17 protein-coding genes are annotated in these 13526 nt (G+C 49.1%); 15 read left to right on the top strand and 2 right to left on the bottom strand.

Going from position 1 to position 13526, the window contains the following annotated elements; all coding sequences use genetic code 11:
- Nucleotides 1-26: 26 nt before the first annotated feature.
- Nucleotides 27-725: a helix-turn-helix transcriptional regulator gene (locus tag P0H77_RS16480; protein WP_276158248.1), complete on the bottom strand. Its 699-nt coding sequence runs from the start codon at nucleotides 723-725 to the stop codon at nucleotides 27-29.
- 123 nt (nucleotides 726-848) lie between these two features.
- Between P0H77_RS16480 and P0H77_RS16475 the strand changes: the two genes are divergently transcribed.
- From P0H77_RS16475 to P0H77_RS16445, 7 genes are all read left to right on the top strand, one after another.
- The gene (locus P0H77_RS16475; protein WP_276158246.1) at nucleotides 849-1076 is read left to right on the top strand and encodes a YdaS family helix-turn-helix protein; all 228 of its coding nucleotides are present in this window, start codon (nucleotides 849-851) and stop codon (nucleotides 1074-1076) included.
- A gap of 4 nt (nucleotides 1077-1080) precedes the next feature.
- Nucleotides 1081-1371, top strand: coding sequence for a hypothetical protein (locus tag P0H77_RS16470; RefSeq protein WP_276165161.1), 291 nt, complete (start codon nucleotides 1081-1083; stop codon nucleotides 1369-1371).
- A 419-nt stretch (nucleotides 1372-1790) separates the two neighbouring features.
- Entirely contained in the window at nucleotides 1791-3422 is a 1632-nt protein-coding gene (locus tag P0H77_RS16465; RefSeq protein WP_276158244.1) for a DEAD/DEAH box helicase, read from the top strand.
- Nucleotides 3419-4390, top strand: a complete 972-nt coding sequence (locus tag P0H77_RS16460; RefSeq protein ID WP_032174087.1) for a toprim domain-containing protein — start codon at nucleotides 3419-3421, stop codon at nucleotides 4388-4390. Before P0H77_RS16465 ends, P0H77_RS16460 begins: the two co-directional genes overlap by 4 nt.
- Nucleotides 4387-5190 carry an antitermination protein gene (locus tag P0H77_RS16455; RefSeq protein ID WP_276158238.1) on the top strand — a complete coding sequence of 268 codons (804 nt, stop codon included), beginning with the start codon at nucleotides 4387-4389 and terminating at the stop codon, nucleotides 5188-5190. The genes P0H77_RS16460 and P0H77_RS16455 overlap by 4 nt, the downstream gene beginning before the upstream one ends.
- 207 nt (nucleotides 5191-5397) lie before the next feature.
- Complete coding sequence (locus tag P0H77_RS16450; RefSeq protein WP_276158236.1) at nucleotides 5398-5892, top strand: hypothetical protein; 495 nt, start codon at nucleotides 5398-5400, stop codon at nucleotides 5890-5892.
- Nucleotides 5893-5992: 100 nt separating this feature from the next.
- Nucleotides 5993-6238 carry a hypothetical protein gene (locus P0H77_RS16445; RefSeq protein WP_276158234.1) on the top strand — a complete coding sequence of 82 codons (246 nt, stop codon included), beginning with the start codon at nucleotides 5993-5995 and terminating at the stop codon, nucleotides 6236-6238.
- Here the strand turns inward: P0H77_RS16445 and P0H77_RS16440 are convergent.
- On the bottom strand, nucleotides 6228-6689 hold the full coding sequence (locus P0H77_RS16440; RefSeq protein WP_276158232.1) for a retropepsin-like aspartic protease: 462 nt from the start codon (nucleotides 6687-6689) through the stop codon (nucleotides 6228-6230). The two genes, P0H77_RS16445 and P0H77_RS16440, sit on opposite strands and share 11 nt — an antisense overlap.
- A 653-nt stretch (nucleotides 6690-7342) precedes the next feature.
- On the opposite strand from P0H77_RS16440, the gene P0H77_RS16435 reads away from it, so the two are divergent.
- From P0H77_RS16435 to P0H77_RS16400, 8 genes are all read left to right on the top strand, one after another.
- A complete protein-coding gene (locus P0H77_RS16435; RefSeq protein ID WP_103678201.1) occupies nucleotides 7343-7573 on the top strand; it encodes a class II holin family protein in 231 nt (76 codons plus the stop codon).
- Between the two features lies 1 nt (nucleotide 7574).
- A complete protein-coding gene (locus tag P0H77_RS16430; RefSeq protein WP_276165160.1) occupies nucleotides 7575-8078 on the top strand; it encodes a lysozyme in 504 nt (167 codons plus the stop codon).
- On the top strand, nucleotides 8068-8532 hold the full coding sequence (locus P0H77_RS16425) for a lysis protein (protein WP_276158230.1): 465 nt from the start codon (nucleotides 8068-8070) through the stop codon (nucleotides 8530-8532). The genes P0H77_RS16430 and P0H77_RS16425 overlap by 11 nt, the downstream gene beginning before the upstream one ends.
- A 653-nt stretch (nucleotides 8533-9185) precedes the next feature.
- Nucleotides 9186-9500 carry a hypothetical protein gene (locus P0H77_RS16420; protein WP_276158228.1) on the top strand — a complete coding sequence of 105 codons (315 nt, stop codon included), beginning with the start codon at nucleotides 9186-9188 and terminating at the stop codon, nucleotides 9498-9500.
- Nucleotides 9501-9799: 299 nt separating this feature from the next.
- Nucleotides 9800-10732, top strand: a complete 933-nt coding sequence (gene lpxL / locus P0H77_RS16415) for an LpxL/LpxP family Kdo(2)-lipid IV(A) lauroyl/palmitoleoyl acyltransferase (RefSeq protein ID WP_276158227.1) — start codon at nucleotides 9800-9802, stop codon at nucleotides 10730-10732.
- 70 nt (nucleotides 10733-10802) lie between these two features.
- Nucleotides 10803-12260 (top strand): glycosyltransferase family 2 protein, encoded by a 1458-nt coding sequence (locus tag P0H77_RS16410; protein ID WP_276158225.1) that lies wholly within the window; start codon nucleotides 10803-10805, stop codon nucleotides 12258-12260.
- Between the two features lie 174 nt (nucleotides 12261-12434).
- Complete coding sequence (locus P0H77_RS16405) at nucleotides 12435-13025, top strand: hypothetical protein (protein ID WP_276158223.1); 591 nt, start codon at nucleotides 12435-12437, stop codon at nucleotides 13023-13025.
- Nucleotides 13018-13386 (top strand): HNH endonuclease, encoded by a 369-nt coding sequence (locus P0H77_RS16400; protein WP_276158221.1) that lies wholly within the window; start codon nucleotides 13018-13020, stop codon nucleotides 13384-13386. Before P0H77_RS16405 ends, P0H77_RS16400 begins: the two co-directional genes overlap by 8 nt.
- The last annotated feature ends 140 nt before the right edge of the window (nucleotides 13387-13526 follow it).

Here is a 13526-nt window from a genome sequence, read left to right as displayed (position 1 = left end):
AAGCGGTCTTTTATGTGATCTTCATCTTATCCAAATCTTTTGAAGGCAGACGACTGTTTAACCAGAACTTTCGCTAAAACATGAAATTGATCTTCATCAGAAGCGTCAATCTCCCATGAGCTATAAAGCTTGTTGTCAGAGAGCACTACTAGTGAGTTTTTCTGCATTTGCAAACGTTTAATATGGATAGTTTTACCGAAAACAAAGACATAGATACCATCACCCTCAAAGTAATTTATTGTTGTATCAACGAAAACAAAGTCTCCAGGGTCAATTGTTCCTTCCATGCTGTCTCCGCGAACTGTTATGACTTTTATAGCAGAGGCAGAGCGGTTACCAAACATACTTCTGGCATGTTCTTCTGTGAACTCGATTGCTCTTATAGTATCCACGAACTCTGAAGAAAGATATGTTCCCGGCCCCGCACTTGCCTGTATGTCAAGTAGATCGATGCGAAATGTTCCCGGTAATGAAGGGGGAGTGGTTGAAACCATTGTAGCCGGAGTTGAATCATCTCTGGGAAGTTCCCCAGAAGCCAGCCATTCAGGTCTTACTTTGAGTGCCTTGGCTAACTCAACTGTTTTTCTTGAGCCTGAAGCTGCTCCGGAAGTTAACTTCCATATGCTTGATTGTGACATCCCCACCGACTCTGCAAGAGATGCCTGTGTTAACCCTGCTGTTTTCATCGCTTCGGACAATCTGTCCGCGAAAGAATTGTTTGTCATATCGAATACTCCAAAAGTTGTTAAAAATGTAGCTCATACAAATAGGTAAGTCAAAAAGTAATTATTAACCTTGCTACAACCACATTTAATCGCTAAAGTAATAATTATTACTAAGGGGGTTTTATGATTTCGGAACCGATTGACATTGCTATTAGCTGCGCTGGTAGCCAAGGCGCATTAGCAAAATTGTGCGGTGTATCGCAGGCCACAGTTTGGAAATGGCGTCATGGAAAAAGGGTTAAGGCTGAGCATGTTTTAAGGATTGTGGCTGCGGCTGGCGGTCAAATTAGTGCTCACCAAATTCGGCCAGACTTACCTGAACTTTTTCCACATCCAGTTGAAATCATCTGAAGGACTGAATGTGATTTCTCAACTGGAATTACCGTCATCTTTTTGCCAGGCAGATTCCGAGTGGATTCAGGAGCAGTTACATAGCCTGACTCCCACTGCAAGGCAAAAAGCAATTCAACGTTATGCGGCGGTGTATCAGGAAACTTTCGATGCTGAGCCAGTTTCATACCGAAAAGACAACCGGGCAAGGCATGAAGCAAATACCCGGCTCCGTCTTTTTGTGAAGAACCAGGGCAGGGCTTTGCAGGGGTATACCGCCGAACCTCCCCTGGCCGGAACGCCAACGCGTTCCTGAATGTTACGGGTTTAAAGGTACCCGGACTTAAACAGGCTTAAAGGTGCCTGTTCAGGTTGGCAACACACTAACTCAACCCCCGTATGTACTAGGTAAGTAGTACGTTTTTATGGGGAAGAGGGAAAGGGGGGTAAGGGGGGATTGGGTGTAGGGGCTGGAACCGTGTCCTTTTCCAACAGGAGAGATCCATAAGTTAAGTAGATCTCTGTCTTAAAGGGGTTTTTAAAAAAACGTCTGTATCAGCTAAGTAGTACGCAGCAGTCAAATGTTAAGAGGGTTCTTTCTGGAAGAGTAATTTTCAGGGGAGCTGAATCATAAGGGAGGCTGGCAGCCTTTGGGGAGGCCACCAGCCATGTGAGGGGGAAATACATGCAAACCACATCACAAAATGATTATCTCATTACCACGGGGTCCGCACAATGCAGCTGACGATCACACCGAATTTTGCACAGGAGCGCGCGCTTAATATGTTGCGCCGTAACTGGAAGGCACACGACAGCTTCATGGTTTACGCTCCGACTGGCAGCGGTAAAACAGGACTGGCCGCCTTCATCGTTGCCGGTTTCGTCAGCCGTGGCATGCGAGTAATGTTTTGCGCCCCATACCAGATTCTTATTACTCAAACTGCAAATCGCTTTGTTGAGTATGGGTTGCCGGGTGACGAAATCGGTTATATCTGGGCGGATCACCCGAACTATGATCCGTCTCTGAAAATTCAGATTGCCAGCACCGACACACTGATTCGTCGAGTGTTTCCTGACGACATCGATCTGCTGATTATCGACGAAGCGCACCTGCGCAAAAAACGCATCCTTCAGGATATCGAACGCCTGCGGGCTAAAGGTGTGAAAGTTATCGGCCTGTCGGGTACACCCTTTTCCCCGTTCCTGGGCAAATACTATGAACGACTGATTAAGCCAACCACTATCGGCGAGCTGATTCAGCGCGGTGATCTGAGCAAATACGAATTTTACGCACCGACTAAGCCGGATCTGAAAGGGGTTAAAACTTGCCCATCGCTGCAGTTCGGCACTGACTACAACGAAGCACAACTGGCGGAGATCATGTGCGGCTCGACGCTGGTGGGCGACATCGTACAGAACTGGCTGGAAAATGGCCGGGACCTGCCGACAATTGCATTCTGCGTCAACGTAAACCACGCCAATTTCCTGACAATCCAGTTTAACCAGGCGGGTGTTAACGCTGAGGTCATGACCGCTGATACGCCAGCGGACGAACGGCAGACAATCATTCACCGCTTTGAAAAGGGTGCGACAAAAATCATTGTCAGTGTTGGCGTGCTCGTGGCCGGCTTCGATAGCGACGTTCGTTGCATCATTTATGCCAGGCCAACCAAAAGTGAAATTCGCTGGTTGCAGGCGATCGGGCGTGGTTTGCGCATAGCTCCTGGTAAAGAAACCTGCCTCATCTTTGATCACAGCGGCACTGTGCACCGCCTGGGATATCCGGACTCTATCGAGTATGACGATCTCCCCGGTAAATCTGACGGTATGGAGGAAAGCCCGCGCCGCGCAGCTGAAGAACGCGAAGAGAAGCTGCCGCATGAATGCTCGCAATGCCACTACATGAAACCAGCTGGCGTCTACGTCTGCCCAAAATGTGGGCATAAGCCCCTGGCAGGTGAGGACATTGATACTGATTCTGGTCGCAAGCTCAAGAAGCTGGGGAAAGTTCAGCCACAACCGACAACGGCTGAGAAACAAGCCTGGTGGAGTCAAATCAAGTTCTATCAGCGCCAGCGAGTATCGCTGGGCAAAAAGCCAGTGAGTGATGGCTGGTGTGCAAATACATTTCGCGAGCGTTTTAACGAATGGCCCAGAAATTTAAGTGACTACCCAATGGAAATTACTCCCGTGGTTTCTAACTTCATCAAACATAAACAGATCGCTTTTGTTAAACGGCGAGAAAAAGAGCAACGCGGGCAGATGATTAATGAACAACAGCAGAAGCCCATTGCTCCAAAAGTTCAACAAGCTTTAGACCGGATTAGTGACATAAGACAGGAATTATCTAAGCGAGTGCAGGCATGAAAACAGCAGAAGCAGCAAAGGGCCAGTGGGCCATGATTTTCAAGCATTACCGCCTGCCACCAATTACAGGAAAAAATCACTTCAAAGGTAAGTGTCCTGTATGCAGTGCTCGCGGAAAATTCCGCATTGATGATCGTAATGGTGCCGGGACTTGGATCTGCATCTGCGGCAGCGGTGACGGCATGAAGCTTGTCACCCTGACACAGGGGAAGCCATTTAATGAGATTTGCACCGAAATAGACCGTTTGATCGGTAATAATTTTCAGCGTGTGAAAATTCCGGTGATCAGTAATGCTGCTAGTCTGCGCAGTCGCGTGCTGAGCAAGTTTTCGAAGCTGGTGGCGCTGCGTGGTACAACCGGAGCTGACTATCTAAATTATCGTGGAATATTCAACCTGCCTGCTGAGGCGATCCGATTTAACGATAAACAGAGACATAACGGGCGCGTGTTTCAGTCTCTTTATTCTCTGGCTACAGATGATAAAGGGGAATTGTGCTACCTGCACCAGACCTTGCTTGATGGAGCCAAAAAAGCAGACATCGGTTCCAGCGCCAAGCGTCTCAAATCATTACAGGAAGATAACTACCTGGATTATGCGCGTTCAGTTGCGATCAGAATGTTTCCCGTCTCCACTACTCTGGGCATCGCTGAAGGCATCGAAACGGCGTTGTCTGCTCACCAAATTTACAAGGTAAACACTTGGGCAACAATCAATAGCGGCTTCATGAAAAAGTTCCGCGTCCCTTCAGGCGTTAAGCACCTGATTATTTTTGCCGACCGTGACGAGAACAGTGCCACCGGGCTGGCTGCGGCCTACGAATGCGCCCATGCCAATTTGCTGGCAAAGAACGACCTGGAGCGCGTAAGCGTGTACTGGCCGGATCACGATGATTTCAACAATATGCTTATGAACGGCGATCAGGTTCGTGAGCTGGTTTTCTATAAAAAACAGCAGGAGGCCGCATGAAACTGGAAGCAGCACTCAAACATTTTAGCCCGCAAAGTATGCATATTAACGACACGGCCAGTAGTACAGGCCCTGATCGACTTACCGGCAACGATATCATGGCGGCATTAGGCACCACCAGCAGTAAGGCACGCTTTGGTCTGGCTGCATATTTGGGTAAAGCTGGTGTCAGTAAAAGTGATGAGCAACTGGCTGTTCAGGCGCTGGCCCGATATGCAATTGACACCGCACCAAAAAACGTGCGCAAAGCAGCTGGCGGTGAATTTGGCCAATGTATGCTGGTGCTGGCGCAGTTTGCCTTTGCTGAATACTCACGATCGGCGGCCACCAGCGTGACGTGTCACAACTGTAGTGGTACCGGCTTTACATCACTATATGAAGATGTGGTTAAACATCCAGGTATTATCAATTCCGAAGGTGTCGAGGCGGTACCAGCAAAAATTAAGCGTGAACTGGTAAAGCATATCTGCGGCGCATGCAATGGGAAGGGGGTTATTTATGCCCGTTGTCGTTGTGGTGGGAAAGGGGAAGTGCTCGACCGCAAAGCGACCAAAGAACATGGCGCACCAGTGTTTAAAAAATGTGAGCGGTGTGATGGTAATGGTTATTCTTCATTACCCTCAACTGCTGCATACAGGGCGATTTTGAAGCGCGTCCCGGATCTGCATGTCAGAACATGGACCCGCAACTGGAAGCCATTTCTGGAGCTGCTGGTGGATTTTTGCCATCGACAGGAACAGAGAGCTGAAACCGCCTTTGAGGCTGCAACCAGCTTTCGTGATGATAAGAGCAATATTTAGAAATTTCGCAGCGTAGAACTTGCTTTTGTCCGAAGTTGTCGTGTATGCTTTAAATCGTGGAGTATAGCGCCCAAGAGATACTTCGCACTAAACCCGCCACTGGCGGGTTTTTTTGTTGGTTGCACTGCACATAATCAAGCTGTCTACCTTTTCGTGACGATTTATCGTGGCATACTGTTATCGAGGAAATTTGAAAAGAGAAATAGTATGATTACGTTTAAAGATTTTAAAAATAAAAGGGCAGAGCTAAAAGGCAATAGGCATCAGTATAAAGAGTTAATACTCACCTCTATAAATAATTTTATAGTGATTTATATTAATTCACTGGAGTTACCCGCTGAGTCGTTTCAAACAGAGAGTCATACGCATCATCCATATGTATATGTAATAAATAAGAATGGTAGTTGGGGTCATTCATTTGATAGCCTCACAATTGATAAAGTCGATGGCGCGACATTTGAATTATATACAGTGATTGATGATGAACCTCCGTTACCTCGGCCAGTGGTTACGCGAATTAACGTGCATGTAATGGATGGTAAATTAGTCTATGTCCTGTTGGCAGATAATCAGAATAATAATGTCTCTGTAACCATTCATAATTCTGATGATTTAAAGGCTTTTAGTGAGATGGTGAAACAGTCAATTATTTTAAAGATTGAAAGTGAACCTCTTGGCAAAAAAACAAAAGCAGATGAATAAGTAAAACTATAGGACGAACCATAGGGAATGTGTTCTAAAGGCTCGCTTCGGCGGGCCTTTTAGCTAGATGCTTCGAAATAAAGATTTTGTTGAGGTGAAAATGACACAGGAAGAACGTATTCAGCAGCTTGAGTGTCAGGTTGACAAGGTCGATGAAAAGTTGACGTTGGCTCAACATGTTGAAATTTTAGAATGCAATATATGTAAAAAAAATGTGAAATTAGTGGTTTTAAATTTGATTGATACTGGCATTCAGCGGCATGACTCTTTGAGGGACAAGCCGCCTACTGGTATTAAAAACGAAAACACTGAGGTGATTTTGTTACTGGTATGGATTAGCTGTTAAATAATAACTCAAATTTATTATTTTCGAAATCAAGGGTTAACGAGCAATGCTCCAGAAACTCCATTCCGAATGCCGCAAGAAATTTTCTACCATTAGCAGATAACGGTGCAGTTGAAACTTCTTGCCTGAATAATCTTCCATCGTCCGTAAAACACATTACTGTCGCACGTACAGTTGATTTGATAGTCGACGTGGCTCCGAGAACATTAATTTCTTTGATTACTGGCATGTCAAGATCATCAGCAAAACTTTCATCAATAAAACAACCAGTCGCACCAGTATCAAGCAAAACCATAGTGTATTTATGTTTCTCTGGATTAGGGGCGGTGTTTAAGTTGTCTTTGTCTGCAGCGGTAAATGTAATCGGAATAACGGGTACAGCCTTATGAACTGGAGTTAGTGAAATCTCACCATCATCGGTCATAAAATATACGGGAATATTTATAGCCATTATTTTTCCTTGAACAGAGGTAATCAGCCATCCCTCATATGTTGAGTTCGTCCGTGTGCTACCACGGGCGCGCTGAAGTTCCAGCATAACCCTGGGGTTTGGTTGAATCCAGTGATTACACTGTGCAAAAGGCATCTCCTGGTGCCTTTGACAAAGTGAATTATTTAGTGGCTAATGTAGTTGTGGTGAATCCCCCTGTGCGGCGGGGCGACCAGTAAGTTTTTTGATTATTCAACATCGCGGATCTGCTGACTGGGGCAGATCCACCGGGAGGCACCCGGCACCACATACCAATTACACCGACAGTCATATTTGCTTTGCTACTTCTGGCCTGCTTTTACAAGCAGGCTTTTTAGCCATCTTTAACACATCGTGCGGTAGGGTGCCTTTTTTAGCCTCATAAACAGGCGATTACAGCGAAATGGGATAAGATTCTTTTGTGGTGAATCCCCCTGAGCGGAGGGGCGTAATCAGCAACCGGTTAACAGTAAGACAACCTAACACGCAAGTTTCAGTCGCTGGCTCGAACTTACCGGGAGGCACCCGGCACCACAAGCCAAAAAAATATCTCACAAGCCTGCAATGCAGGCTTTTTTTTTATCCATTTTCCCCTGAAACACTTCCCCTCAGCGGAGGTGAGAGACATGTCCCATATGAGCAAACTCGTAACCGGTGTCGCGCTCGGCACTTCCGGCGGCACCATCCTGAACGGTGTTCTGACAAAACTGAGCCCTGATGAATGGAGTGCCGTCGGCGTGCTGGCTGGTATCGCGGGCATTGTCATCACCGGGCTTATTAACTGGTACTTCAAACGAAAGGTCGCCAATGCCCAGGTCAGGGCGCTGGAGAAATACGGCCCGACGGTAAAAGTTGGAGATGACTGATATGCCGATGACCAGCAGTCTGCGTAATAAACTCATCGCTGCTGCGGGCGGCGGCGCGATGCTCATTGCCACGGCTTTTCTTGGCGGCCATGACGGTGTGGAGGGACGGAAGTACGAAGCCTATAAGGATGTGGCTGGCGTCTGGACGGTCTGCGACGGTCATACCGGGCGCGATATCGTCCGGCTCAAAACCTATACCGACCGGGAATGTGATGCCCTGTTGTGGAAAGACCTGCAGCCGGCAAAGCGCACCGTTGACCAGCTGGTAAAGGTGCCGGTGGGCGAGTATCAGCGCGCGGCGCTCTACAGCTTCGTCTTTAATGTCGGCTCCGATGCGTTCTCTAAATCCACCCTGCTGCGGAAACTCAATAAGGGCGACCATGCCGGTGCCTGTGAAGAGATGCGCCGCTGGGTTTACGCTGGTGGCATGAAGTGGAAGGGACTGCAGAACCGGCGCGAGATGGAGCGCTCCATGTGCCTGGCGGAAGGTGAAAATGACCTTTAAAGCAAAACTTATCGGTGCGCTGCTGGTTGCTGGCCTGCTTGTGGCGCTTGGCTGGGCGGTCAATCACTACCGCGATAATGCCATTGCCTATAAAGAGCAGCGCGATAAAGCGAAGGGCGACCTGGTGCTGGCGAACGACACCATTAACGATATGAAAGTGCGCCAGCGCGACGTCGCAGCGCTCGATGCGAAATATTACGGAGAACTGGCAGATGCCAAAGCGACTATTGACCAGCTTGAACGTGATGTTGCTGCTGGGCGTAAGCGGCTGCAACTCAACGCCACCTGCAGAGCGAACGGAACGCCCGGCACCACCAGCGTGGATGATGGCACCAGCCCCCGACTTACTGACGCCGCTGAACGGGATTATTTCACCCTCAGAGAGCGAATCGAAACCGTCACAAAGCAACTGACTGGGTTACAGCAGTATGTCCTCCAACAATGTATGAGGTGATCCCATGAAGCAGTAAAGCGGTGAGACCGTTCATGCAAGACGCAGTCATGATGCGGCCCCGAGTCTCCGATTAGAGAGCCAGATGCAAGTCCAAACTGCAACATACCGCTGGTGAGGGTTAATGAAGAAATGGGTGTGCCGGTAAAGCAGCGCGAACGCCAGACGCGTACCGGTTATTAGCGGCTATTGAGCGACAGCGACTCAAGGGCATGAGCGCAGCCACTGCGAGAGTGTGGCAAGTGTTAAAAGCTCTGGCGATAGTGACATCACGAAATCGCCAGATAATGCAGCTGAAAAATTTTATTTAAGTCTTCCTGACTGCGTGAGTTATAGCTCATATTCACTGAACTTGATAACGCAATTTTTTTGTTATGCCGGTTCTTTTGATTTATCGTATATGACACTACAAGCATGCTAATCAATGGCTTGCTAATATACCTGTGAGTGAACTCACGCATCATTCTTGAACCTACTGGACACCGCCAAAGAAACTCGTGCGGATCCTCGCTGGGTGGCAATGGCAAAAGCTGAGATGCAGAAGGCATGTATGTCTGCGTGCCGCTCGGCAGCGAAGCCTGACGACGATTACTGAGGTCTTGTCTGGCTCTTTATGTTAAAAAAAAGATTCGTTTTTGTATTTAACTCATTCTTAAGTGAAAACCGAAACTATCTGCGGGGAGCGGGTGATTATTAAGAATGAAGTAATAGCTTTTTATGCTTCTGAAATGAAGCATATTGAAAGCGAATATAAATCAGGTAAAAACGTTAACCTGATACTGGCTTCAGTGATTGAAATTTCTGTGAGTGTGGGCGAGCAGGTTAAAAGCATGCCGTACGAACAAAGAGAGGATACGTGGATAGCCCTGCTGAGACTGGTTACGCCGCGGTGGTGGCAAACAGATCCTGTATGGCATGAGGTGCTGACGGTCAGTGAGAAACTGCTGAACCGGAGCCGTCTTTCTTCTTAATGTATTTGCCACAGGCAGAATTCATCCATCCATCAAGCCTCGCATTAACGGGGCTTTTTTATGCGCAGAGTATGCGAGCATCCAAAAGATACTTTAATGAGCATTCCGGGAAAAGTGCTTGAGGGACTGTATAAAATCAGCGATACGTTAACCACATCGCAAAAAAAGATAAACGACATCTCCCGACTTTTTATAAGATAACTGAATTGCAATGATGCAATAATTTCACATAGTTCATTACAATCAGAAAGATGCTCCATACAGTCGCGATTGTTGATAAAAGGGACTCGCTTAACTCAATGACCAGATTGCCAGAATTTTCGCTTTCTTTCTTTCACCCCCGCTACTGGCTGTTATGGCTTGGAATACTCATCCTTCGCTGTCTTGTTCTGCTTCCATACCCTCTTTTATGCCGGATCGGATGTGGTCTGGGTAGACTGGGTCTGCGAATAATGTCACGCCGCGTAAACATTGCGCGCAGAAACCTGGAGCTTTGCTTTCCCGAGCTGGCAAAAGATGAACAGGAAAAACTGCTTATCAAAAATTTTGAGTCAGTCGGTATGGGGGTCATTGAAACAGGTATGGCCTGGTTCTGGTCAGATGTAAGAATACGTAAGTGGTTTACGGTAACGGGCTATGAGCATATGGAAAAAGCCCGGTCGGGTCAGCATGGAGTGCTTCTTATTGGTATGCACTTCCTGACGCTTGAGCTTGGTGCACGTATTTTCGGTATGCTTAATCCTGGAATTGGTGTTTACAGGCCAAACAATAATGCGTTGTTTGACTGGTTACAGACACGCGGTCGTCTGCGTTCTAATAAAACGATGCTGGACCGCTATGATCTGAAGGGAATGATTCGAGCCCTTAAGCAGGATGAAATCATCTGGTATGCGCCAGACCATGACTATGGTGCGCACAACAGTGTATTTGTGCCATTTTTCCAGGTCCCTGATGCTGCAACGACAGCAGGTAGCTACATGCTTGTCAGAGGTGCTCGTCCGGCGGTAGTTCCATTTGTTCCTCGACGCCTGCCAGACCAGAAAGGATATGAGCTGATTATTTTACCGGATATCAGTGAAGAACTGGCTGGCAGGGAAAAGGAATTTGTCGCCACGAGAATGAATCAGACGATTGAAGAGGCAATCAGGTTAGCACCGGAGCAGTATATGTGGCTGCATCGTCGATTTAAGACCCGTCCTCCTGGAAGAGAATCTTTTTACAGTAAAAAATGAGCATGGTTTGGTCAACCCAGGCTAAACGATAGCAGCCCTGCATATGCGGGGCTTTTTTCTTGGAGATGTTATGCAGGTCACTATTGATGGTGTCCCGTATGTTCCTGCCTGCGCTTCATCTACCCGTATAGGTATTGCCATTACGACGCATAATCGTGCTGATGTTCTCAGCAGGGCGCTGGACAAACATCTGCGGCATTTACCCGCCGGTGCGCTGGTGGTGGTGATCGATGATGGTTCAGCGCCGGCTGCAACAGTCACTGATGGCGTACAACTGATGAGGCATGATGCTTCATTGGGTATCGTCGCATCGAAGAATGCCAGCCTGACCGCGCTGATGGATGCCGAATGTGAGCATCTGTTTCTGTGGGATGATGATGCCTGGCCGATCGCCGATAACTGGCATTTGCCCTATATCGAATCGCCCGAACCGCACCTTGCTTATCAGTTTCTTGATCTCGCCGGGCCGCGCAAGCTGAACGATCTGGCGGTGCTCTACCGTGACGATCAGCATGTGGCCTATACCGGGCAGCGTGGCGTGATGCTCTATTACCACCGCAGCGCCATTGAGACCGTAGGGGGCTTTGATCCGGTTTACGGTCGCGGCATGTATGAGCATTCAGATCTGGCGCTGCGTATCCATAATGCGGGGCTGACAACGTGGGCTTACGCTGATGTTTCTGGCTCGGAAAGGCTGATTCACTCGATGGATGAGCACGAAGAGGTCACGCGCTCTGTTTCCCGTCCCGATCGCGAGGCGCTGGTGGCGCGCAACGTGAAGATCCACAATGAGCGCCGGGATGCCGGTTATACCGGTTATGTAGAATACCACCCGCGTCGTAACGTGGTGATCACCACCCTGTTAACCAGCCAGCCTGATCCGCAGCGTGGCGTGAAGATGCGGGCTGAACCGGACCTTCTGCGCGCCTGGGCAATGTCAATCAGTGGCGCTGATGCGGTTGTGCTTGCCGACGAACTGACTGAAGCGCCACCAGGCGCACAGCTGGTGAGTGTTCCTGACGTGGCGATGAATGTTTATTTCCGGCGCTGGCTGCACATCTACCAGTATCTGCGCGATCACCCTGAATACCATTTCGTCTGGTGCACCGATGGTACCGACGTTGAGATGCTGCACACGCCGTGGGCAGAGATGGAAGCCGGTCAGGTCTATGTCGGCTCCGAGCCTAAAACCTACGCCGACGTCTGGGCCCGGCAGAATCACCCGGAGAAACCCTATCAGGATTTTCTCGATGAGTACCGCCACGAAGCCATGCTCAACGCCGGGCTGCTGGGCGGCACGCGTGAAGATGTTATGGCGTTCGCCCATGCGATCGTGCGTCTGTATTACCGCATTGAGAGTAACCGCTTCTGGCAGACAGAACGCACTGGTGCTGCGGTGGGCGATATGCTGGCTTTCGGCATTGTGGCGAAGTCTTTCGGTAACAGGCTGGTCACCGGTCCGCAGATCCACACAGTTTTCAAGTCGAACGGGATCGGTAAGGAGTTCGCATTCTGGCGGCATAAGTGAGGTAGAAGTGGGAACATTAATTTTCTTCATCCTGGCTGCACTGGCTATTTTCATTATTGTCTTCACACCTGGCAGCGCCCGAAGTCCTTTCCAGTGCCATCGCTGTGGCAGTTATGTAAAGCCTCCCTCCAAATTTTGTAGCGAGTGCAGGCCGAAGCCAAAGGTAAGACACTGATGGAAATTAAGTTTGTAGTGGTCTGTCATCACTCAAGGGAGCCGCAGGCGAGAGCACTGGCTTACCAGCTCGGACCGGATGCCCACGTGATGACCGACCCTGAAAATCATGGCGCTGCATGGAACCACCGGCGAGCGCTTGAATGGGCCGCCAGGCAGCAATGCCGGGTGGTGATTTGTGAAGACGATGCGCTGCCTGTAGCCCGCTTTATTGATCTGGCTGGCGAATGGTTGAACCGCTTTCCGGACAGCCTCTGCTCGTTCTATCTCGGCACAGGCCGCCCGCCGCAGTACCAGATGCAGATCGCCGAGCGATTGATCATTGCCGACAAGACGCGGGCTGACTACATCACGCTACCGCGCCTGATCCATGGCGTCTGCTACAGCGTACCGCCGCAGCATATTGAAAGGGTGCTGACTCGCTGGGACAGCAGCAAGCCTGCTGATTATGCAGTGGGTGATGCGTATGGCGGCGATGTCATCTACCCATGCTGGTCGCTGGTGGACCATGCCGACGGCGAAACTGTTGAGCGTCATCCCGACGCAGCGCCAAGGACTGAACGCCGTAGGGCGTGGAGGTTGTATGGTTAAGCTGACAACCCTTAAGCCCCGACTGAAGGTTATTGATACGCGTCGTATCAAGCCTGTATCTGGCGAGCATCGCAGGGTTAGTGGAAGCGCAAGGGTTGGTCTCAAGCATCGTATCTGGGTGAGAGACGGTGGTCATTGTTGCATGTGCGCCAGGATAGTTGACCTGCACGAAAGCGAACTTGATCACCGCACCGCATTACAGTTCGGCGGCGACAACTCGGAGCGTAACCTCTGGACCCTTTGCACTGAATGTCATGCCGGGAAGTCAGCACGCGAAGCAGCATCTGGTCAGCCTGACACTGAAGCCCTGAAACATGAGGTGCCGTCAGCCAGTCGAGGCGATGACATCGTGGTGCTTTAAATCAAATGCGAATAGATATCAATTGCAATAAAATTGATTTCAGATGAAACCATTTCAGATGTAATGATATCAATTCTCATTTACCGGGGGGGGTGGGTCCGGAAGTAAACATCGAAAGCGCCGGACACCGCAGCCTCCCT

This window comes from Superficieibacter sp. HKU1 (assembly GCF_029319185.1).
GTDB lineage: Bacteria > Pseudomonadota > Gammaproteobacteria > Enterobacterales > Enterobacteriaceae > Superficieibacter.
The sequence above is the reverse complement of the archived record's forward strand: the minus strand, read 5'-3'. Positions and strand labels throughout refer to the sequence as shown.

What these genes read in the sequence shown, in the direction of transcription:
- P0H77_RS16480 (WP_276158248.1), bottom strand. Translation starts at nt 725, where the DNA reads ATGACAAACAATTCTTTCGCGGACAGATTGTCCGAAGCGATGAAAACA.
- P0H77_RS16475 (WP_276158246.1), top strand. Translation starts at nt 849, where the DNA reads ATGATTTCGGAACCGATTGACATTGCTATTAGCTGCGCTGGTAGCCAA.
- P0H77_RS16465 (WP_276158244.1), top strand. Translation starts at nt 1,791, where the DNA reads ATGCAGCTGACGATCACACCGAATTTTGCACAGGAGCGCGCGCTTAAT.
- P0H77_RS16460 (WP_032174087.1), top strand. Translation starts at nt 3,419, where the DNA reads ATGAAAACAGCAGAAGCAGCAAAGGGCCAGTGGGCCATGATTTTCAAG.
- P0H77_RS16455 (WP_276158238.1), top strand. Translation starts at nt 4,387, where the DNA reads ATGAAACTGGAAGCAGCACTCAAACATTTTAGCCCGCAAAGTATGCAT.
- P0H77_RS16450 (WP_276158236.1), top strand. Translation starts at nt 5,398, where the DNA reads ATGATTACGTTTAAAGATTTTAAAAATAAAAGGGCAGAGCTAAAAGGC.
- P0H77_RS16445 (WP_276158234.1), top strand. Translation starts at nt 5,993, where the DNA reads ATGACACAGGAAGAACGTATTCAGCAGCTTGAGTGTCAGGTTGACAAG.
- P0H77_RS16440 (WP_276158232.1), bottom strand. Translation starts at nt 6,689, where the DNA reads ATGGCTATAAATATTCCCGTATATTTTATGACCGATGATGGTGAGATT.
- P0H77_RS16435 (WP_103678201.1), top strand. Translation starts at nt 7,343, where the DNA reads ATGAGCAAACTCGTAACCGGTGTCGCGCTCGGCACTTCCGGCGGCACC.
- P0H77_RS16430 (WP_276165160.1), top strand. Translation starts at nt 7,575, where the DNA reads ATGCCGATGACCAGCAGTCTGCGTAATAAACTCATCGCTGCTGCGGGC.
- P0H77_RS16425 (WP_276158230.1), top strand. Translation starts at nt 8,068, where the DNA reads ATGACCTTTAAAGCAAAACTTATCGGTGCGCTGCTGGTTGCTGGCCTG.
- lpxL (WP_276158227.1), top strand. Translation starts at nt 9,800, where the DNA reads ATGACCAGATTGCCAGAATTTTCGCTTTCTTTCTTTCACCCCCGCTAC.
- P0H77_RS16410 (WP_276158225.1), top strand. Translation starts at nt 10,803, where the DNA reads ATGCAGGTCACTATTGATGGTGTCCCGTATGTTCCTGCCTGCGCTTCA.
- P0H77_RS16405 (WP_276158223.1), top strand. Translation starts at nt 12,435, where the DNA reads ATGGAAATTAAGTTTGTAGTGGTCTGTCATCACTCAAGGGAGCCGCAG.
- P0H77_RS16400 (WP_276158221.1), top strand. Translation starts at nt 13,018, where the DNA reads ATGGTTAAGCTGACAACCCTTAAGCCCCGACTGAAGGTTATTGATACG.